Raw genomic sequence first — 19,576 nt, 5'->3', positions numbered from 1 at the left:
GCTTCGCCCTGGATAGCCGAGGGCTTTAGCCCGACGGCAAGAGCGCATACCGGATTAAATTCTCAATCTCTATAATTTCGGTCTACACTCCGCCGGAAGCATGCGCCTCGTGCGACATTGTAGACGCGAACGATGGTCAACATATCTGAAAATGCTGTAAGCGAAAAGTTCCTTGCTCTCAATTCTCAGTTCTTAGTTCTCAGTAGACATCATCAAGATTTAGTGATATACTATTTTTGTACAATCTGAAAATGGAGAAAAACGATGTGTAAGTATCGATCCATTATCGAAAATCCGGAGAAATTACGCTCTATGACCGGACTGACCGTTGAAGAGTTCCACGCGCTGGTTCCGATCTTCCACGCCGCATTTGAAGCGTATATGAAACGTCGCACGATTGATGGCCGCGTCCGATATTGTCGTCGCTACGTCTCGTATGCAAACTCGCCGCTTCCGACAACAGAAGATAAATTGCTCTTTATTTTGACCTACTTAAAACAAAACCCAACGCAAGTGATGCACGGACACCTCTTTCAAATGAGCCAATCAAACGTAAGCAAATGGGTGCATCTTTTGCACGGAGCGCTGAACTATGCGCTTTCACAGCAAAATCTCCTGCCTGCGCGCACTGCCGACGACCTGGCGAGGCGATTGCAGGAAGAACCGTCGTGTGAAGAACCGTCGTGTGAAGAACCGTCGTGTGAAGAACCGTCGTGTGAAGAACCGTCGTGTGAAGAACCGTCGTGTGAAGAACCGTCGTGTGAAGAACCGTCGCATGCGACAAAAGCGCCCCCCTTTTTATCCATGACGGCGTAGAACGTCCCATTCGCCGTCCAAGCGACAAAGTCGACCGGGAGTTGTATTACAGCGGTAAGAAGAAACGACATACGCTTAAGAACGTTCTCATCATTGATGAGTTTGGCTCTATTCACTTTTTGAGTGACACCTACGAAGGAAGGGTCCACGATAAATGTATTGCGGATGAAGCGGGATACACCCTTCCAAACGCGAGCATTCTCTATCAAGACGCCGGATTTCAAGGATTTACCCTGCCTGGCGTCCAGATTATGCAGCCAAAGAAGAAGCCGCGCAATGGAACCCTCACGCCGCAGGAAAAGGAGGAAAACCGGCGTATCTCATCCGTTCGCGTTCGTATTGAACATGTTATCGGCGATATCAAGCGGTATCGAATCATTCACGACATTATCCGCTTCAGTTGTTCCGAATTTCGGGATATGGTCATGGAAACATGTTGCGGGCTGCATAACTTCCGAATTTGGCTGAAACGCAAAAAGCAGTCCAAAAATCAAAACGAATCTTGATGAAGTCTAGTTCTCAATTCTCAGTTCTCAATTCTCAGTTCTCAGTTCTCAATTCTCAGTTCTCAGTTCTCAATTCTCAGTTCTTAGTTCTTAGTTCTCAGTTCTCAGTTCTCCCATGTACTATCACATTCGCCATCTGACCCGGTTCCGTTACAGCGCGCCCGTCAGCGAAAGCGTGATGGAAGTGCGTATGCAACCGCGCAGCGATGGTTCCCAGCGTCTCCATACGTTTCAAATGACGACGATACCGCGCGCAACGCTGTTCAGTTACCGCGACGTTCTTGGGAATGTGGTACATCACTTCGATGTGCCCGGTCGCCACAAATTGCTGACAATCATCGCTGAAGCGCTGGTGGAAGCGCTTGAACCGCCGCCGCTGCCCCCGCTCGACAGCGATGCCTGGCTCGCCCTCGATGCACTTGCTGCCAGCGGCGAACAGTGGGAGATGCTCCAGCCCAGCCGTTTTGCATATGCAAGTGACCTGCTGCGCTCATTTGCGGATGAATTGAAGATGCAGCGCGGCAGTGATCCGCTGACAACCCTCTGCTGGCTCACCGGGCGCATCTACCACGCCTTCGAATACGCACCCGGCAGCACCCATGTGCACTCGCCGGTCGACGACGCCCTGCGCACCCGACGCGGCGTCTGTCAGGATTTCGCGCATATTATGATCGCACTGGCGCGCATGTTGGGCATTCCGTGTCGCTACGTCAGCGGCTATCTTTTTCACCGTGCTGAAGACCATGATCGCTCCGAGGCGGACGCGACCCATGCCTGGGTGGAAGCCCTGCTGCCCGGTGTGGGATGGGTGGGGTTCGATCCGACGAACAACCTGATAGCCGGTGCACGCCACATTCGCGTGGCTATCGGGCGCGACTATGCCGATGTTCCGCCGTCGCGCGGAGTGTACAAAGGTCAGGCAACGAGCGAACTCGATGTGGCGGTGCGTGTCACCCTGGTTGCAACGCCTGCGGAGACAGCCGACGACACAACGCCTGAATGGCGCGCGGTCGAGCGTTCGTTCATCGCTGAAGCGGAGGCGCAGCAGATGCAGGCGCAGCAATAGACGCCAGAATTCGTTCTATCGATCAGGTTTGATATTACGGCTCAGTTTCTTCCCCAATCGCGTAGATGGTCGCCAGGATCGCCTCTTCGAGCGCCGCCAGGTTATCGCGGTCGTGATCATCGAGCGCCACTTCGCGTCGCACCGCTTCGAAGTACCAGCGCACCATCGACTGAATGTGATGCTGCGTCACGCCGTACCGCAGCAACAGGCGAACGCTCCACTCAATCTCACGTTGCAGCACCGACGGCGCCTGCAGCGCGAGCGCCACCAGCACCAGTTGATGGAGCCGTCGGGGTGTGCGACTGAATGTCACCTGATGATACTGACTGCCGTGGCGCGATTCGATATCCGCCAGCAATCCTGCGAACGTTGACATGAGGCGATGATTGACCGCAGAACAGATCGCCTCGCGGCGTTGATCGAGCGCCTGGGCGATCTCCGGTCCACGACTGCTCAGCCACGTCGTCAATGAGCGCATATTTGCACTTTCTAGCGCCGTTCTTGCGTGTGTGCCGGGAAGAATTGCCGGCGCATCGGCATGCTGGTCTTACTTCTGCCTGAAGCCGCCAAACCGACATTCCAGATCAATGGCGAAAGAAGTGCGACTGTCGCATCCAGCGTTCTGGATCGATCTCTTCACCGAGATCATCCGCCCGGATAACCGCTTCGCGCAGGTCATTGCCGAGAAAGATACCGGGAATGCGACCGCGAAGCTCAGGATGGCGATCAAACACCTGACCGCTATAGGCGAACACCAGGCGATGGCGACGGCGACCTTCGACAATCCGGGCAATTTCGAGCAGACCGGGCACATGCTCCGCCATCGACACCGACATACACACAAGCGCCGGCGCCATGCGCATCAGGAAGCCATCAAGTCCTTCCGCCGACACGGTTTGCCCCAGGTAGATCAGTTCCCAGCCGCGTTGTTCCATCAGCAGCGAGAACATAATCAACCCGATCTCGTGCTGTTCTTCAGGCGCGCACCCGGCGATCAGACGCGGACCGATGGCGAACGGCGCGTGGATCTGCAACAACCCGAGCAGGCGCTGGCGCACGAAGTTGGTCACCACCCGCTCCTCTGCCACGCACACATCCCCCTGCGCCCAGCGCTCGCCAATATCGACCAGCATGGGATAAAAAAGATCGAGCACCAGCGTCTCGATAGGGAAGAGGGCCACGGCGGTATTGACAAGCAAATGCGCCTGGCGCAGGTTCGTGCTGAGGAGCGCCTCGGTCAATTGTGTGCGCAGATCGGGCCATCCGGCGTCCGCCAGTGTTGGCGGAGGCGGCTGCGATTGCGGCGCGCGAGGAGTAGCATTACCTGAGTCGCTGATGTCGCGCAACAGTGCGACCGCCTGACTGATCGCCAGTCCCTCCTCGGTACACTGCTTCAGCCACTTAATGATCTCGATATCGCGCTGCGAATAGAGCCGATGACCGTGATCGGAGCGAGTCGGGCGCGGAACGCCGTAGCGTTGCTCCCATGCGCGTAGTGTCGAAACATTGACCTGGGTCTGCTGAACGACTGCCTTGATATTGTAGCGTGGCACGTCTGACAGCGTCAGCAGGTGATGGACCTGCTCCAACATCGGGGTTCTCCATCTCTAGAACGGTCAAGCGTCGGCATACGCACCACGTGGTTTGCCCGGCGGCAAACCCGGGAGGAATGCCACGCACACGGTCGGCGCCGCGTATTCACCCTGCAACGTGGCAGTTCCGGCAGCAGGGTGAAGCAAGGTTGCTCGCTTCTTCCCCTCCTTTTGGCTAGGATTGTAGGGCTTTATTATAGTATACGCACAGGGATTGTCAAACGCTGTAGTGCATACTCTGACGCAGGGTTGCAACTTCATAACTCAGGCTTTTGCACACAGTCTGCATAACCCTTGCATAGTAGATGTGTGAGGGATTTTGATTGACGCGCTGGCTTTCACAGGAGTATAATCCCGGTGAAACCCGCGCATACTCTTGACAACGTGGAGCTCTGACACGCTCAGATGTGAGAAGCGACAGGCAGCAACTGGCGCGGGGGAAACGTTGTCACGCAGTTCATGAAGCACTGCGTCATCGAGTCAGGCAGATGAGGAAAGGGGGTGACCCACATGTCCGACAAACCACAGAACGACCTGGTGCCCGATCAGTGGAAGCCGCTCTTCAACAACGCAGAGTGGTTGGTTCATGACATTGTCGTGAAGACGATCTACGGCGGTCTGGTTATCGCGGTGATTGCCCATATCCTGTGTTGGGCCTGGACGCCCTGGCTCAGGTTCTAGTTAAGATTTGGAGGCGCTTGTATGAAAGATCGACCGTTCGAGTTCCGGACAGTGGTGGTGGTCTCCACCCTGATCGGCCTCGTGATGGCGCTGCTCATCCACTTTGTGGTGCTCAGCTCGCCAATCATTCCCTGGCTGAAGTAGGAACGTCGCTCATTCTGCCTGGCGATCGTAAGGAGAGGAGGACAGTGGGCTGGCACGTGGCAGCGCATCAGCCCCTGTCCTGTCTTTACGCTGTAGGTATCCAGGTGCTGGCTTTGCCTGTGGAGATGTACCATCTTCGCGTAAGCCAATCCATATGCTAGAAAGCGAGAGCACACGATATGTCCGCTGTGCCACGCGCGCTGCCGCTGCCGAGTGGAGAGACTCTCCCCGCTGAGGCGATTTCCTCCACAGGCTCGCAGGCAGCATCCGCAGAAGTCATTCCGTTCTCGATCATCGAGGAGTTCTATAAGCGCCCCGGTAAGACCCTTGCGGCGCGCTTCTTTGGAGTCGATCCGTTCGACTTCTGGATCGGTCGCTTCTATGTCGGTCTGTTCGGCGCGATCTCGATTGTCGGTATTGTTCTGGGGGTCGCGTTCTATCTGTACGAGGGTGTGGTCAACGAGGGAACGTTCAACATCCTGGCGATGCGCATCGAGCCGCCGCCGGTTTCGGAAGGTTTCAATATCAGCCCTGGCAAGCCCGGCTTCTTCTGGTTCCTGACGATGGTTTCAGCGACCATTGCTTTCATTGGCTGGTTGCTGCGCCAGATTGACATCAGCCTGAAGCTGGATATGGGCATGGAGGTGCCGATTGCATTCGGCGCGGTCGTGTCGTCGTGGATCACCCTCCAATGGCTGCGCCCGATTGCGATGGGCGGCTGGGGGCACGGCTTCCCGCTCGGCATTACGCACCACCTCGATTGGGTGTCGAACATCGGGTATCAGTACTACAACTTCTTCTACAACCCATTCCATGCCATCGGTATTACGCTGCTCTTCGCCTCGACGCTGTTCCTGCACATGCACGGTTCGGCAGTGCTGAGCGAGGCGCGACGGAATATCAGCGACCAGAACATCCACGTTTTCTGGCGCAATATCCTGGGCTATAGCATCGGCGAAATCGGTATTCACCGTGTCGCGTTCTGGACAGGCGCTGCATCGGTGCTGTTCTCGAACCTGTGCATCTTCCTGTCCGGCACGTTTGTGAAGGACTGGAACGCTTTCTGGGGCTTCTGGGACAGGATGCCGATCTGGAACGGCATCGGTCAGGGGGCACTGGCGGCGGGTCTGGCGTTGATGGGTGTCGGGTTGGTGCTGGGGCGTGCCCGCGAGACGCCGGAGCCGGTCGATCTACGCGACGAGGAGTACCGTGACGGGCTGGAAGGCACGATTGCCAAACCGCCAGGGCATGTTGGCTGGATGCAGCGCCTGCTCGGCGAAGGGCAGGTTGGTCCGATCTATGTCGGTCTGTGGGGCGTGATTTCGTTCATCACCTTCTTCGCCAGCGCGTTTATCATCCTGGTGGATTACGGTCGTCAGGTCGAGTGGAATGCAGTCATCTACCTGCGTGAGTTCTGGAACCTGGCGGTCTATCCCCCGCCGACCGAGTATGGCCTGAGCTGGAATGTGCCCTGGGACAAGGGCGGTGCATGGCTGGCGGCGACGTTCTTCCTGCATCTCTCGGTGCTGACATGGTGGGCGCGTCTGTATACACGCGCAAAAGCCACGCGCATCGGCACACACCTTGCCTGGGGGTTCGCTTCAGCACTGTCGCTCTACTTCGTCATCTATCTGTTCCATCCGCTCGCGCTCGGCAACTGGAGCGCCGCACCGGGCCACGGCTTCCGCGCGATCCTGGACTGGACGAACTATGTGAGCATCCACTGGGGCAACTTCTACTACAACCCCTTCCACATGCTCTCGATCTTCTTCCTGCTCGGATCGACGCTGTTGCTGGCGATGCACGGGGCGACGATTGTGGCGACCTCGAAGTGGAAGTCGGAGATGGAGTTTACCGAGATGATGGCGGAAGGTCCCGGCACGCAGCGCGCCCAACTCTTCTGGCGCTGGGTGATGGGCTGGAACGCCAACTCGTACAACATCCACATCTGGGCGTGGTGGTTCGCGGCGTTGACCGCAATTACCGGCGCGATAGGCCTGTTCCTGAGCGGTACGGTCATACCCGACTGGTATACATGGGGTGAGTCGATCAAGATTGTGGCGCCTATGCCGCCACTTGAGTACTGGTGGCAGCAGTTTATCTTCCGGTAAGCGCGTGTGGCGCGGGCGGATGAGCGCCATTCGCCCGCCCACGTGGCGGGGCCAGTGTTATGCCTCGTCCGCAGCACTGCTAGAGAGGAATAGAAGCGATGATCCAGCAGCCTCCAACGCTCTTTCCGGAAATCACGAATACCGTCCGCGGCAGGTTCTACATCGTGGCCGGACTCATCTCGGCCGTTATGGCCGTGGCAAGTATCGTGATTTTCTGGTGGATCTTTTATACGGTCATTCCGGCGCCTCCACCGCCGTTGCAGAACCCGATCTACGTCAATTACACCCAGGAGCCGACGAATTATATCAGCGCCGAGTCGCTCGCGGCAATGAATGCCTATATTCAGGCGAATCCGCAACCGCAGGCGGTGCAGGTGCTGAAAGGAATGACCACGGCGCAGATCTCGGCATACATGGTGGCGCATGTTTCCGGCGGTCTGAAGGTCGATTGCAGCTACTGCCACAATATCGCCAACTTCGCCCAGACGGACGGCTATCCGAATGCGGCAAAGAAGGTGACGGCACGCAAGATGATGCTGATGTCCGCCGACCTGAACCAGAACTATACCGCCAAACTGCCAGCATCTGTCGGCGGCTATCAGATTACGTGCGCAACCTGCCACAACGGGAAGGCGGCAGGTCTGGAGCCGTATCCGATCGAGATTATGAACACGCTGCCGAACGACTGGCGCCTGCCGCTTGATCTGGACTACCCTGGCGGTCTGGTCGTCACCGGTCGGAAGGATGTGTCGAACGCGGAGGTGGAGCAGAATCAGTTCGCCATGTATCATATGAACGTCAGTATGGGGCAGGGATGCACCTTCTGCCACAATTCGCGCTACTTCCCAAGCTATGAGGTTGAGCAGAAGAACCATTCCATCATCATGCTCCAGATGTCGAAGCATATTCAGGAAACATATGTTGCGCCGGGCGGGCGGATTGCCGATGGCATCATGGCCGGAAAGAGTCCTTCGTGCTGGCTGTGCCATCAGGGCGCCCGCATCCCGCCGGGTGCAGCAAAGCCGGGCCAGGTGCCGGCAGTGCTTTCAAGCACACCGTAGCCCTGGCGCCACGGGGGTGTGATGCGTGCTGTGTGATGTGTGAGCGTCATTGCGCATCACACAGCATTTCTTGTTTGTTGTGGCGTCGTATGCCTGCCGTGGCGACTTTCTTCTTTGACTCGCAGGAGAGGAAGCCAATGCCGGAATCAACCGCTTCGACCGCGTCATCTCGGGCTTCGCCCAGCCCGATGTTGATTCTGCGGCGCTCTGTTGAGCTAATGAAACCGGTGACATGGTTTGCGCCGTCATGGGCGTTTCTGTGCGGTTCTATCGCCAGCGGCGCCAGTCAGTGGACGGTCACCGATGTAGGACGTATCGCACTGGGAACACTGCTTGCCGGTCCGATCCTCTGCGGGATGGCGCAGGTCGTCAATGATTACTGCGATCGCGACGTGGATGCGATCAACGAGCCGCAGCGCCTGATTCCGTCGGGTCTGGTATCGACGCGGCAGGTGTTTATTACCGTTGGCGTGCTGGTTGTGCTTGGTCTGGGTATTGCACTGTTTCTCGGACAGTACGTCGCCCTGATGACGGCAATCGGCATGGTGCTTGCGGTGATCTACAGTGCGGGTCCGATCCGTGCAAAGCGCAACGGCTGGATCGGGAATACGATTGTCGCCGTTTCCTACGAAGGATTGCCGTGGATCGCCGGTCATCTGGCGTTTGCGCCGTTGACGTTCGGCAGCGTGTTGATGGCGGCGCTCTTCTCACTTGGCGCTCACGGCATTATGACGATCAATGATTTCAAGAGCATCGAAGGCGACCGTATCAGCGGCATTCGCTCCATTCCGGTGCTGTATGGCGAGATCGCGGCAGCCTGGACTGCATTCGTGACGATCAATGTCGCCCAGATTCTGGTGGTGATGTATTTCCTTCACACCCGCAACTGGATCATTGCCAGCATTATCGGGGCGCTGGTGCTGATGCAGATTCCGACGCAGTGGAAGTTCTTTACCATCGCCGATCCGCGCAAACGCGCCATTTTCTATAATGCCAGCGGTATTGCGATGTTCGTGTGGGGGATGATGGCGGCGGCGATCGGGTTGCGGTGATAGAACCGGTGGTGGGAAGGTTGAAGGTTGAAGGTTGAAGGTTGAGGGTTGAAGGTTGAGGGTTTCTGATGACACAAAGTCGAACCCTGATCCCTAACCTCTGACCCCTCATCCGGGGCTAGAAAGAGGAACGACGATGGATCCAGTCCTCGTGGTAGGCGCGTCGGTTGGCGGCTCGACGGCTGCCGATACGCTGGCGCGTGCAGGTGTGCCGGTTGTGATGCTTGAGCGTGATACGTCGTATGTGAAGCCGTGCGGCGGTGCGGTGCCGCCGGTGGCGTTCACCGAGTTTGACCTGCCGGAAACGCTGATCTCGCGCAAGGTGCACCACGCCCTGGTGCATTCTCCGAGCGAACGGGTCGTCGAAATCGAGGTTGCCGGCGTCAATCACAGCGATCAGGATTATATCGCCATGTGCTGCCGCGAGGAGTTCGACCGCTACATCCGTCAGCGCGCCGTTCAGCGGGGTGCGATGTTGATCGAAGGTCAACTGGTCGATCTGGCGTTCGATAAGGAGGGTGTGACTGCAACGTATCGCGAACGGTTCGGCGGCGCCCGTCAACAGTTGCGCGTCACGGCGGTGATCGGCGCGGATGGGGCGTATTCGACAACGGCGAAACTGCTGGGTTTGCCCAATCTGCCGCGCTGTATCGCCATTCAGCAGCGCATTCGCCTTCCGGCAGGCAAGATGGCGCGCTGGGAGGATACCGCCGATCTGTACCTGGGTCCTGAGGTCAGCCCCGACCTGTATGCCTGGGCGTTTCCCAAGAGCGATCATGTCGCCGTTGGCATCGGAACGGGACCTGCCCATAGCAAACGCGCTCGTGAATTGCTTGCGAATTTGAAGCATCGTATCCGCAGAGACCTGGAGGGCGGCGAGATCATTCTCGAAGAGGCGCATGCGCTGCCGATGGAACCGCGTGAACATATGGCGTTTGAGCGTGCAATGCTCATCGGTGACGCGGCGGGTCTGGTGGTGCACACCTCTGGCGAAGGTATCTACTGGGCGATGAAGAGCGGCAAAATGGCGGCTGAAACGCTGATCGAGAGTCTGCCGGACGCATCGCTCACTGCGCTACGGCGCTATGAGCGTCGCTGGTGGAAGACCTATGGCACGATGTATCGTTTCCTGGTCTTCTTGCAGAAGTGGGGGTACGGCAGCGCGCGGCAGATGGAAGTGTTCACCGACATGTGCCGCAATCTGGATGTGCAACGACTGACATTCGAGTCGTATATGCACAAGACGATGGCGCCGGTGCCGTGGCTGGCGCAGTTGCGGATGACGGCGGATATTATCGCTGCCCAGGTGCGTCACTATCTGCCGCGCCGTCGAACCGATCAACCGGCTGTCGCCTGAGGTTTCGTTCTTCACAGTCGGCAGAGATGAGGCATATGCTACTCTCCCTTGCGCCATTGCTGTATGCGGTTCTGGTTCTGAGCGCGGCAATAGTTCTGCCTGCGATTGCCGATCGTCTGTCGTCTGAGGCATTTTCGTGGTTGTACGGGTTGGCGACGGTTGCGGTGGTCGGCGCGCTCGTCGTTCTGGCGCTGATCTATAATGACCGGTCGCTCCGTGGGGTGTATGTGGCTCATCTCTGCGCCATAATCGTGTGGGTGTGGCAGGAGATCGGGTGTCGCATGTATGCCGGACCAGGGATGCGTCGCCTGGGGTTCGCGCGCCGGAGTGCGCTGTGGCAGGAAATCATGTGGGTCTTCCCCGCCGCCGGGATCGTTGCACTGACGTGGAATGGCGCCAATCAGTGGGGGGTTTGGGCATTCTTCCTCGCCTGGTGGGGACATCTCAGCATGCGCCTGACGGCGTATGCCGCCGCTCATGCGCGTGATGGCGGTCCTCTGCTGTGGCCCCCCTGGTTTGCGGTCGGCTTGCCGCCGGCGCAGGTGTTGAGCGCGATCTTTCCGCTCAGCGTCACTGCTCTGACGGCGGCGTGCGTGTGGTTCGCTACGGATGCCCTGGCGTATGGTCTGGACACAAGCGCAGGAGTTGGCGCAACATTGCTCGCCGCTCAATCGGCAGTGGCGTGTGTCGCACTCTGGCTCGATGTTCTGCCGGTGAACGTGTGGGTCTGGCGGTTGGCACAGCGGTGGCGCGGTGCGTCCATCTCGCCAATACCACAACCGGTGCACGATGTCTGAGTTTCTCCCGCAGGCTCGCAAACAAACCTGCGGGAGGATGGGCGGCGTCTGCTCAGCAGCGCATCGCAATGACGGGAATACTGGCGTGCTTGATAACCCGCGCCGTGGTGGTGCCGTGCCAGATATCTTCACTGCTGCGCGGTCCGTGAGTCGCCATAATCGCCAGATCGATCTTTTCGGCGTTGCAGTAGTTCAGGATGGCGGTATGCGCACGCCCTTCAGTTGTGGAGACAACCACCGGGACGCCATGCGATCGGGCGCGTTCGGCAAGCGCGTTGATGCGATCTTTATCGATCTGATACAGTTCGCGTGGTGAACGTGCTGCCAGGCGCGCAGCCATGTCCATTTCAGAAGGAAGCAACCGGTCGTCGCCAAAGGCATAGATCAGGTGCAGTTCGGCGCCAACCGACTTCGCAAAATCGGCAGCCTGATCGAGCGGGTCGTCGGAGCGCGGCGAAAGGTCGAGCGGGAAGAGAATGCGTTCAATCGAGGTCGGGAGTGCGCCGTTGCGCGGAAGAGCGAGGATCGGCAGCGGACCTTCGATCATGAACTTTTCGTAGTCGCTCATCATTGCCAGCAACCGATTGATGAAATTGTGGCGGGTGGGCAACATTGCCAGAATGCCGCCAGTGGTGCTGGCGATCTCGTCGAGAAAGGCGCGGCGCTGTTTGCTTTCGATTTTGAGCAGTTCAAAGACCAACCCATTGCCTGATGGCAACGCTTCAATTGCCGCTGCCATCTGTCGCTCGGCGTAGCTGCGGTAGCGTTGCCCAAGCACGTGCACGATGCGCAGAGGTCTGCCGATGGCGGAGGCGAACGCAGCAACGTTGGGCAGCAGCGCAAAACTCCGGTCGATGGCGGTCGTTGTGAACACGAGGGGAACATTATTAATGCGCATAGCGTCACTCCTGCTGGTTATGTGAGGTTATGCTGGCTCTGGTCAATCCCGGTAGTATGATAGGTACGCACAATTGTCCACTTTTGGATGTTACGATGTGTTCGACGTGCAATTGTACCGCACGTATCACACCGCTCGACGGGTTCGACGCATTCAACAGAGAAGTCGAACCGGTGTGCGTCAAACTGAGAGCAATTGTGTAGTGGTTGTAGACGTTTTCTTGAGAGGTGAATGTATTATAATCTAAGCGCACGCTTCTCACAAGTCAAAATGTATTGACCTATTGGGGGACCGCGATGTCGATGTACACGCCGGAACAGCTGGCCCGCCGCGATGCAAGCGTCTGGACGAAAGTGCAGGCAGTGCTCGCGCCGATCCAGTTCCTCGCGTTTCTGATCAGTTTTGGGTTGGTGATCCGTTACCTGGTGACGGGTGAAGGGTACATGATCGCCACCGTCAGCGTGTGGATCAAGATCGCGCTGTTGTGGGCGATCACGATCACCGGCATGATCTGGGAGAAGGAGATCTTCGGGCGCTGGTTCATGGCGCCGGAGTTCTTCTGGGAAGATGCTGGCAATGCGCTGGCGATGGTGATGCACAACCTCTATTTTCTCGCGGTCTGGCTGCACTGGTCACCCGATGCGATCATGACGCTGATGCTGGTGGCGTACTGCACCTATCTGATCAATTGCGCGCAGTTCGTCTATCGCGGCATTCAGGCTGGTCGGCAGCGGCGGATGATGCGGAGCGGCAGCGGGCAAACCGGCGTGGTTGCGCATTGATGAGACGGTCTATGAGCACGACACGCGCAATTGTTATTTCTGAACCGCATCGTCTTGAGTTGCGCGATGTGGCGCTGACGGACGCGGGACCCGATGATGTCGTGGTGCGGACAGCGTTCACGTCGATCAGCGCCGGAACGGAACGGATGTTGCTGGCAGGACGAATGCCGCACCCGATGTTACAGTTCCCGGTCGTGCCGGGATACGAAACGGTCGGTCGAATTGTCGCGCGTGGCACAGCGGTTCCGGCGGAGTACGACGGGCGCTGGGTGTATGTCGGCGGTGCGCGCTGCTTCCGCGATGTCAACCCGGCGTGGGGCGGGCAGGCGGCGACCCTGCTGGTCGATTACCGTCGCATCGTTCCGCTCGACGGGATGCAACCGGAGCACGGCGTCCTGCTGGCGCTGGCGGCGACCGCATTGCACGGCGTCGATCTGATAGCCGGGACGGGTCAGAATCTGACCGGTCGGCGGGTGCTGGTGCTGGGGCAGGGTCCGGTCGGGCAGTTTGCGGCGCGGATTGCGCGGGCGCAGGGCGCCTGGGTTGCGGTCAGTGATCGGGTTGCGAGCCGCCTGGAACGCAGCGTGGCGGACCTGCGCGTTGATGTGACGACCGACTCGCTCGTTGCGGCGGTGCAGCAACCGGTTGATACGATCATCGAGGCGACCGGGTCGATGGCGGCATTGAGCGATGCGCTGCCGCTGCTCGCGAACGATGGCACGATCATCCTGCTTGGGTACTATGACGAATTGCGCCTGCCGTACATGCCGCTGTTCCTCAAACAGGCGCGGTTGCTCACGGCGAAGGAGTGGGTGACCGGCGACTTGCAGCGGAGTCGTGATCTGCTGGCGAGCGGAATGCTCGACGCTGCAGCGCTGATCACGCATCGCGCGCCGGTTGCCCGGTTCGAGGAAGCGTATGCGACCGCCTTGAATGACCCGGAGTGCCTGAAACTGGTGATTGAGTGGGATGTTGGGGGGTGAAGGTTGAAGGTTGAAGGTTGAAGGTTGGGCGTTGAAGGTTGGAAGGTTGAAGGTTGGGCGTTGAAGGTTGAAGGTTGGGCGTTATACGTTCAACGTTGAACGTTCAACGTTGGGCGTATCTGAATTCGGGAGGACGCGATGGCGCCACGCATGATCGCAATCTACGGTAAAGGCGGGATGGGGAAGAGTTTCTTCACCTCCAACCTGACGGCACGCCTGGCGTTCGATGGCTATCGCGTGCTGCAACTCGGCTGCGACCCGAAGCACGACTCGTGCAATACGATCTTTGGCGGGCATTCGTTGCCGACGCTCGGCGATCAGTGGCGTCTGTTCAAGGAGGCGGGAAAAGAGGATCAATTGTCGATTGGCGACGTGATCTTTCGCAATGAACTGCGCCCCGGCGTCGTCATCTTCGGGTGTGAACTCGGCGGTCCCGAAGTCGGGCGCGGATGCGGCGGGCAGGGGATTTCGACCGGCTTCAAGGTGCTGGAACATCTGGGCATGAGCCGCTGGAACCTCGACTTCATCGTCATGGATTTCCTTGGCGATGTGGTGTGTGGCGGGTTCGCCACGCCGCTTGCGCGCTCACTGGCGGAGCAGGTGATCATTCTTGTCGGGCACGACCGGCAATCGCTCTATGCGGCGAACAATATCGCGCGCGCGGCGCAGTACTTTCGCTCGATGGGCGGCACGACTCAGATTCTCGGGTTGGTGGTGAACCGTGATGATGGCAGCGATACCGCCGACCAGTATGCCAGAGCGGTTGGGTTGCCGATCCTGACGCGAGTGCCGTTGAGCCGGAAAGTGCGTGAGCTTGCTGATGCGTGCCGCCTGGCACTCGAAGATGCGCAGTTCAACGAGATTTTTGGCGACCTGGCAGGGCGTATCGCGCGCCAGGAGTTGCAACCGGTCGAAAACTACACGCCGCTGGGTTATGAGGAGTTCCTGCGCGTGTTTGGCGCCGAAGAGCCGCCTGGTCGACCGGCTGCAGCGCGTGAGCAGGACCTGTTTGGCGACAAGGCGCCGACCTTTACGGTGCCGATCCTGTCGCTCAAACCGGTCATTCCGCAGGTGCAGGCGACCGATCCGGTGCAGCGCAAGGTGCAGCAGATGATCGAGGCGATCGGCATGTATGTGACCGACATGGTGCGCAGTGATCGTGATGGCATCACCGTCACCTCCGGCTCGATCGAGATTCGATTGGGTGAGCCGAACGATCTCGAACACAAAGTTGCGTTCCTGTCGGCGCTGCGCCGGTCGGGTCAGGCGTTCAGTTTCGTCGATCTGCGCTACGCCGATGCGCCGACATATCGGTAGCCAGGTGGGAAGGTTGCACGGAATCCGGATGTTGATGCGTTCTCATCTGTCAGGTACACGCTGATTGTTATCATTCGCCGACAGCGAGCGTTGGAAAAGCGAGAAGAGTGTATGCTGGCGGAACAAACCGCTGTCGATCTCAAATACCTGCATACGCTGCTGGTCGAGCGGATGAAAGTCAAGCGGCGACCGGTGGCGGTGACGTACTGCGAAGATCGACCGCCTCCAGGCTATGAGCCAGCGAATGTTGTGGCGTGCGCGATTATCCGTGAGGCGGAAGCAGGACGACGGGTGTATGTCGATGCGCACCACCACGACTGCTGGGTCGGGCAGTATCACCTTGGCTGGCTGCCGGACGCCGGGCGTCTGATCACCGAAGGGCAGTATCTGACGATGGCGCAGGGGTTTTTTACCGAAGAAGGCGCACGGCGCAACAAAGCGCAGAGTTCCGTGCTGCCCACCGGTTCGATTGCCGCGCTGGCCGCCGCGCCGCTTGACGATGTGCCGGATGGCGTGCCGGTCGATCTGCTGGTCTGCATTACCGACCCGATGCATGCCATGCAGATTGCAGGCGCGGCATCGGTGCGGGAGGGAACGTTCCCCATCGGTGAGTTGGGACCGTCTGCATGTGCGTCGATCTTTGCGACGCCGCGCCTCAAGCGCAACAGTGTCTTCGCAACCGGCGACGGCGGCGGACGGATGCACAATCGGGTGGCGCCGGGTGAGATGTTTATTGCGGTGCCGCGAGAACATTTCCGGTACATCGTCGAGTTGATCGAGAACTTCAGGATCGATCCGGAGGAGATGCGACGGTTGATCATGCCGTCGCACGCACGGAAAGGAAACGATGGGTCGTGATGCCAGCGTGGTGCTGGCGCGACAGTCGTTCGTTGTGTCCAGGTCATCATCTGACAGGCAAGGAGAGGTGCTATGGATTTCCTGATTCTTCTTCAAGCAGCCCCGTCGCCCTGGCCCGAATGGACGGGGTATCTGATCTGCTTCGGTCCGCTGGCGGCGGTGATTCTCGGTTTCATCATTGCGGCGCGCTTCACCGACAAGCAGGCGACATCAGCCTACCTGCGGCTCGATCCGGCAAAAGCGAATGAGCCGGAGCAGCAGTGAGCTGAGAACCAGGAACCAAGAACCGAGAACCAGGAACTGAGAACCAGGAACTGAGAACTAAGAACTAAGAACTGAGAACTAAGAACCCAGAACCGGGGATTGGGAACCGGGGACTGAGAACTGAGAATCAGGAACCGGAAACTGAGAACCGGGAACTGAGAACTGAGAACCAGGGACCGGAAAGCAGTCATCGGGCGCTGGATGTTCGGTGTCGGAAAGCGGAACCTGAGCGCCCGAAACCGGGAATCAGGACACGAAGAACCCGGAAGCGTCTGCTCTTCCGGGACGCGAGCGGAGTTTATAAAAACGTTCAGGTGGCGTAGTTCTGTGGTTCTCACGGAAAGGCATGCCTCAGCGTGCACCTTTCCGTTGCCATTGTAGTAAAGAGTATGTCGTCATATTTGTGAATGTTATCACCTCTCCTGTTCTCCCATCTGCTATCTGAAAGGTGCGTTCCATGGAGCCAATCGCGCTGAGCGCTGAGCAACCGCAGGGGCACACGTGCAAACTGCACCCGCAGTCGATGTGCCCGGCGTTTGGATCGTTGCGCATCCTGAGTCGGATCGAGGGGTCGCACCCGGTGATGGCGACCGATACCGGATGCCTGTACGGTTTGACATTCGTCACCCATTTCTACGGTGCGCGCAAGTCGATCCTGGCGCCGACGCTGGGAAGCGCCGAGTTGTACTCCGGCGAGATTGTCGAAGGAACGCGCGCGGCAATCGAGGCGGCGGCGCGTGAGCCGGGGTGCCGTCTTGTGCCGGTTGTGTCGCTGTGCGTTGCGGAAACGGCGGGTATGCCGGAGGAATTGCTGCCGCGCAGGGTTGGCGAGGCGGACGTGGTGCTGGTGCGGGTGCCCGCCTATGCCATTCATTCGCATCCAGAAGCAAAAGATGTGGCGCTGGAAGCGCTGCTGCGCCGACTGGGCGACCGCGAAGGACCGCGCGAGGATCGCACGGTTGTGGTGGTCGGTGAGGTGTTCCCCGCCGATCAACTGGCGATTGACGCCATCCTGCGGCGGATGGGGGTTGAGACGACGGTTGCGCTGCCGGGGCGCTCGATAGACGATCTGCGGCGCGCCGGTCGCGCTGCGGCGCTGGCGCCGCTGCACCCGTTCTACAAAGGAGTGACACGCCTCTACCGTGAATGGGGCGCATCGGTGGCAGGCGGCGCGCCGGTGGGCATCAGCGGCACGTATGCCTGGATCAAGTCAATTGGTGCGCTCCTGGACCTTGATCCGACGCTGGTCGATCAGGTTGCGCAGGAGGAGCGCGCTAAAGCCGAAGCAGTGCTGGCGGCGAAGTCGCTCAAGGGAGCGCGGGTGCTGGTGACCGGCTATGAGGGTACCGAACTGGCGTATGCGCGTCTGCTGGTCGAGGCAGGCGCCGAAGTGCCGTATGTCTCGACTTCGATCGGCGCCGACCCGCTGGCGCTGCCCGATGAGTTGTGGCTGAAAGCGCGCGGAACGCAGGAGGTTGTCTATCGGAAGGCGCTGGAAGAGGATATGGCGGCGCTTGATCGCTACGCGCCCGACTTTGTGCTCGGCACGACGCCGTTTGCAGCAGCAGCGAAGGAGCGAGGCATTCCGGCGATGTATTTCACCAACCAACTTGCGTCGCGCCCCTTCTTCCTGAGCGGCGGCATGGCGGCGACTATCGGTTTCGTGGCGGAAACGCTGGAGCGCAGCAGTCGCTATCGTGAGATGCTTGCCTTTTTTGCGGAGTGACCCAGATGCCTCCTTCACTGATTCGCGATCTTTCCGATACGTCAGGGTATTGGGCAGCAGTGTGGACGATGTGCACCATGCCGGATGTCCACGTGATCGCCGATGCGCCGGTCGGGTGCTTCAACCTGGTGGCGACCGCCGTGCCCGATTACACCGATGCGGTTCCGCATATCGAGAACATGACTCCGGCGACGATCACCGAGCAGGAAGTCGGCGGAAAGGGTACCAGCGACAAGGTTCGCTGGACGTATGAAAACCTGCGCGCCAGCGGTGCGCTCGACGGCAAACAACTGATCGTGATCTCGACCGCCGAGAGCGAGATGATCGGCGCTGATCTATCGTCGGTGGTGACGACGCTTGGCGAGGGAACGCGCTTTTACTGGAGCAATTCGCTCTCGGAAGATGAATGGTCCGGGCGCGACCGGGTGCTCCGCTGGTTGTGGGAGCAGTTTGGCGCGCCACACGCCGCCAATGTGCAACCGGCGCCGGGAACGGTCAATATCATCGGTCCCACCTACGGTTGCTTCAACTCACCATCAGACCTGGAAGAAGTCAAACGTCTGATCACCGGCGCCGGCGGGCGGATCAATCTGGTCTACCCGATGGAAGCGACGCTGGCAGACACGCCGCGCCTGGCGGCGGCGCAGGTGAATGTGGTTATGTACCGCGAGTTCGGCGCCGGTCTGGCGGGCATGCTCGGTCAACCGACGCTCTACGCGCCCTTCGGCTTGCGTGAAACGACCGGATTTGTGCGCGAACTGGGGCGGTTGCTCGGCACGACGGACCAGGCGGAGGCGTTCATCGCCGCCGAGAAACGAACCACCCTGCGCGCCGTGTGGGACCTGTGGCGCGGACCGCAGGGGGACTGGTTCGGCACTACCGATGTCGGCATCGTTGCAGGACGGTCGTATGCCGAAGGTCTGGCGCGCTACCTGGGGGATGAGTTGGGCATGAAGATTGCATTTGTGTCTGCCCGTCCACGCCGACCCGACGACCCGGACAACGATCAGATCCGGCAGATGTTGCACCGGCGCGCGCCAGCGTTTGTCTTCGGCTCAATCAACGAAAAGATCTACCTCTCCGAAGCGGGAGCGAAATTTGCGCGCTTCTTCATGGCGTCGTTTCCCGGTCCAACCGTGCGGCGCGCGGTCGGGACGCCGTTCATGGGGTACCGTGGGGCAGTGTATGTGGTGCAGGAAATTGTCAACGGGTTGTACGACACGTTGTTCAACTTCCTGCCGGTTGATCAGGCGTACAGCATGATGCGCGGCGGCCCGCCGAAGATCGAGTCGGCGCCGGGGAACCTGCCCTGGTCGCTCGAAGCGAAAGCAGTGCTTGACGAAGCGCTGGAGAAACTCCCCTATATTCCGCGCATCTCCGCCAGCCGCCAGATGCAGATGCAGGTCGAGACGCTGGCGCGCGAACGTGCGCTCAAGGAGATCACGCCCGACCTGGTGCGCGAGGCGCTGGCGAACGCCGGGATGTAGGGATAGCACATGGATCGGAATAGAACACGGATGAACACGGATGTAACGGATCGGCACGGATCGGAATAGAACACGGAT

The 19,576-nt window shown here is 59.2% G+C and carries 18 protein-coding genes and 1 pseudogene; 16 read left to right on the top strand and 3 right to left on the bottom strand.

Going from position 1 to position 19,576, the window contains the following annotated elements; all coding sequences use genetic code 11:
* Positions 1 to 264: 264 nt before the first annotated feature.
* Together ROSERS_RS25185 and ROSERS_RS16845 are read left to right on the top strand one after the other, a co-directional pair.
* Positions 265 to 1,322, top strand: a protein-coding gene (locus tag ROSERS_RS25185; protein WP_085979421.1) for an IS5-like element ISRfsp3 family transposase whose coding sequence is annotated in 2 segments (ribosomal slippage) — positions 265 to 796 and positions 796 to 1,322 — 1,059 coding nt in all. Because the reading frame shifts where the segments join, the coding sequence is not laid out codon by codon here.
* A gap of 115 nt (positions 1,323 to 1,437) precedes the next feature.
* Positions 1,438 to 2,388, top strand: coding sequence for a transglutaminase family protein (locus ROSERS_RS16845; protein WP_011957978.1), 951 nt, complete (start codon positions 1,438 to 1,440; stop codon positions 2,386 to 2,388).
* A 34-nt stretch (positions 2,389 to 2,422) separates the two neighbouring features.
* Here the strand turns inward: ROSERS_RS16845 and ROSERS_RS16840 are convergent, their stop codons facing one another.
* Together ROSERS_RS16840 and ROSERS_RS16835 are read right to left on the bottom strand one after the other, a co-directional pair.
* Positions 2,423 to 2,866, bottom strand: a complete 444-nt coding sequence (locus ROSERS_RS16840; RefSeq protein ID WP_011957977.1) for a hypothetical protein — start codon at positions 2,864 to 2,866, stop codon at positions 2,423 to 2,425.
* A gap of 106 nt (positions 2,867 to 2,972) precedes the next feature.
* Positions 2,973 to 3,980, bottom strand: coding sequence for a MerR family transcriptional regulator (locus ROSERS_RS16835; protein WP_011957976.1), 1,008 nt, complete (start codon positions 3,978 to 3,980; stop codon positions 2,973 to 2,975).
* 510 nt (positions 3,981 to 4,490) lie between these two features.
* On the opposite strand from ROSERS_RS16835, the gene pufB reads away from it, so the two are divergent.
* The 7 genes and pseudogenes from pufB to ROSERS_RS16805 all read left to right on the top strand — a co-directional run bounded on the left by pufB (position 4,491) and on the right by ROSERS_RS16805 (position 11,183).
* The gene (gene pufB, locus ROSERS_RS16830; protein WP_011957975.1) at positions 4,491 to 4,661 is read left to right on the top strand and encodes a light-harvesting antenna LH1, beta subunit; all 171 of its coding nucleotides are present in this window, start codon (positions 4,491 to 4,493) and stop codon (positions 4,659 to 4,661) included.
* A gap of 21 nt (positions 4,662 to 4,682) precedes the next feature.
* Positions 4,683 to 4,799 (top strand): annotated as a pseudogene (locus ROSERS_RS25180) (light-harvesting protein); the annotation flags it as partial.
* Positions 4,800 to 4,984: 185 nt separating this feature from the next.
* A complete protein-coding gene (locus ROSERS_RS16825) occupies positions 4,985 to 6,916 on the top strand; it encodes a photosynthetic reaction center subunit M (protein ID WP_011957973.1) in 1,932 nt (643 codons plus the stop codon).
* 98 nt (positions 6,917 to 7,014) lie between these two features.
* Positions 7,015 to 7,977 carry a photosynthetic reaction center cytochrome c subunit family protein gene (locus ROSERS_RS16820; protein ID WP_011957972.1) on the top strand — a complete coding sequence of 321 codons (963 nt, stop codon included), beginning with the start codon at positions 7,015 to 7,017 and terminating at the stop codon, positions 7,975 to 7,977.
* A gap of 89 nt (positions 7,978 to 8,066) precedes the next feature.
* Entirely contained in the window at positions 8,067 to 9,029 is a 963-nt protein-coding gene (gene chlG / locus ROSERS_RS16815) for a chlorophyll synthase ChlG (protein ID WP_332249055.1), read from the top strand.
* A gap of 136 nt (positions 9,030 to 9,165) precedes the next feature.
* Positions 9,166 to 10,386, top strand: coding sequence for a geranylgeranyl diphosphate reductase (locus ROSERS_RS16810; protein ID WP_011957970.1), 1,221 nt, complete (start codon positions 9,166 to 9,168; stop codon positions 10,384 to 10,386).
* Positions 10,387 to 10,421: 35 nt separating this feature from the next.
* The gene (locus ROSERS_RS16805) at positions 10,422 to 11,183 is read left to right on the top strand and encodes a DUF3623 family protein (RefSeq protein ID WP_157041123.1); all 762 of its coding nucleotides are present in this window, start codon (positions 10,422 to 10,424) and stop codon (positions 11,181 to 11,183) included.
* 52 nt (positions 11,184 to 11,235) lie between these two features.
* Here ROSERS_RS16805 and ROSERS_RS16800 read toward each other — a convergent pair whose 3' ends face one another.
* Positions 11,236 to 12,081: a universal stress protein gene (locus tag ROSERS_RS16800; protein ID WP_011957968.1), complete on the bottom strand. Its 846-nt coding sequence runs from the start codon at positions 12,079 to 12,081 to the stop codon at positions 11,236 to 11,238.
* A 296-nt stretch (positions 12,082 to 12,377) separates the two neighbouring features.
* On the opposite strand from ROSERS_RS16800, the gene bchF reads away from it, so the two are divergent.
* The 7 genes from bchF (at position 12,378) to bchZ (ending at position 19,498) form a co-directional block, all read left to right on the top strand.
* Positions 12,378 to 12,863, top strand: coding sequence for a 2-vinyl bacteriochlorophyllide hydratase (gene bchF / locus ROSERS_RS16795; RefSeq protein WP_011957967.1), 486 nt, complete (start codon positions 12,378 to 12,380; stop codon positions 12,861 to 12,863).
* A gap of 11 nt (positions 12,864 to 12,874) precedes the next feature.
* On the top strand, positions 12,875 to 13,846 hold the full coding sequence (locus ROSERS_RS16790; RefSeq protein WP_041333960.1) for a zinc-binding dehydrogenase: 972 nt from the start codon (positions 12,875 to 12,877) through the stop codon (positions 13,844 to 13,846).
* A gap of 138 nt (positions 13,847 to 13,984) precedes the next feature.
* A complete protein-coding gene (locus ROSERS_RS16785) occupies positions 13,985 to 15,163 on the top strand; it encodes a chlorophyllide a reductase iron protein subunit X (protein ID WP_011957965.1) in 1,179 nt (392 codons plus the stop codon).
* Between the two features lie 111 nt (positions 15,164 to 15,274).
* Positions 15,275 to 16,021, top strand: a complete 747-nt coding sequence (locus tag ROSERS_RS16780; protein ID WP_011957964.1) for a DUF169 domain-containing protein — start codon at positions 15,275 to 15,277, stop codon at positions 16,019 to 16,021.
* A 72-nt stretch (positions 16,022 to 16,093) separates the two neighbouring features.
* On the top strand, positions 16,094 to 16,285 hold the full coding sequence (locus ROSERS_RS16775; protein ID WP_011957963.1) for a hypothetical protein: 192 nt from the start codon (positions 16,094 to 16,096) through the stop codon (positions 16,283 to 16,285).
* A gap of 457 nt (positions 16,286 to 16,742) precedes the next feature.
* Positions 16,743 to 18,011 carry a chlorophyllide a reductase subunit Y gene (bchY, locus tag ROSERS_RS16770; RefSeq protein WP_011957962.1) on the top strand — a complete coding sequence of 423 codons (1,269 nt, stop codon included), beginning with the start codon at positions 16,743 to 16,745 and terminating at the stop codon, positions 18,009 to 18,011.
* Between the two features lie 5 nt (positions 18,012 to 18,016).
* Positions 18,017 to 19,498, top strand: a complete 1,482-nt coding sequence (gene bchZ, locus ROSERS_RS16765) for a chlorophyllide a reductase subunit Z (protein WP_011957961.1) — start codon at positions 18,017 to 18,019, stop codon at positions 19,496 to 19,498.
* Positions 19,499 to 19,576: the final 78 nt, after the last annotated feature.

Source organism: Roseiflexus sp. RS-1 (assembly GCF_000016665.1).
Taxonomy (GTDB): Bacteria; Chloroflexota; Chloroflexia; order Chloroflexales; family Roseiflexaceae; genus Roseiflexus.
Note: the sequence above shows the minus strand (reverse complement) of the source record. Positions and strands in the feature narration are given on the sequence as shown.

Coding starts and splice junctions, on each gene's coding strand:
- ROSERS_RS16845 (WP_011957978.1), top strand. CDS start 1,438: ATGTACTATCACATTCGCCATCTGACCCGGTTCCGTTACAGCGCGCCC.
- ROSERS_RS16840 (WP_011957977.1), bottom strand. CDS start 2,866: ATGCGCTCATTGACGACGTGGCTGAGCAGTCGTGGACCGGAGATCGCC.
- ROSERS_RS16835 (WP_011957976.1), bottom strand. CDS start 3,980: ATGTTGGAGCAGGTCCATCACCTGCTGACGCTGTCAGACGTGCCACGC.
- pufB (WP_011957975.1), top strand. CDS start 4,491: ATGTCCGACAAACCACAGAACGACCTGGTGCCCGATCAGTGGAAGCCG.
- ROSERS_RS16825 (WP_011957973.1), top strand. CDS start 4,985: ATGTCCGCTGTGCCACGCGCGCTGCCGCTGCCGAGTGGAGAGACTCTC.
- ROSERS_RS16820 (WP_011957972.1), top strand. CDS start 7,015: ATGATCCAGCAGCCTCCAACGCTCTTTCCGGAAATCACGAATACCGTC.
- chlG (WP_332249055.1), top strand. CDS start 8,067: ATGCCTGCCGTGGCGACTTTCTTCTTTGACTCGCAGGAGAGGAAGCCA.
- ROSERS_RS16810 (WP_011957970.1), top strand. CDS start 9,166: ATGGATCCAGTCCTCGTGGTAGGCGCGTCGGTTGGCGGCTCGACGGCT.
- ROSERS_RS16805 (WP_157041123.1), top strand. CDS start 10,422: ATGCTACTCTCCCTTGCGCCATTGCTGTATGCGGTTCTGGTTCTGAGC.
- ROSERS_RS16800 (WP_011957968.1), bottom strand. CDS start 12,081: ATGCGCATTAATAATGTTCCCCTCGTGTTCACAACGACCGCCATCGAC.
- bchF (WP_011957967.1), top strand. CDS start 12,378: ATGTCGATGTACACGCCGGAACAGCTGGCCCGCCGCGATGCAAGCGTC.
- ROSERS_RS16790 (WP_041333960.1), top strand. CDS start 12,875: ATGAGCACGACACGCGCAATTGTTATTTCTGAACCGCATCGTCTTGAG.
- ROSERS_RS16785 (WP_011957965.1), top strand. CDS start 13,985: ATGGCGCCACGCATGATCGCAATCTACGGTAAAGGCGGGATGGGGAAG.
- ROSERS_RS16780 (WP_011957964.1), top strand. CDS start 15,275: ATGCTGGCGGAACAAACCGCTGTCGATCTCAAATACCTGCATACGCTG.
- ROSERS_RS16775 (WP_011957963.1), top strand. CDS start 16,094: ATGGATTTCCTGATTCTTCTTCAAGCAGCCCCGTCGCCCTGGCCCGAA.
- bchY (WP_011957962.1), top strand. CDS start 16,743: ATGGAGCCAATCGCGCTGAGCGCTGAGCAACCGCAGGGGCACACGTGC.
- bchZ (WP_011957961.1), top strand. CDS start 18,017: ATGCCTCCTTCACTGATTCGCGATCTTTCCGATACGTCAGGGTATTGG.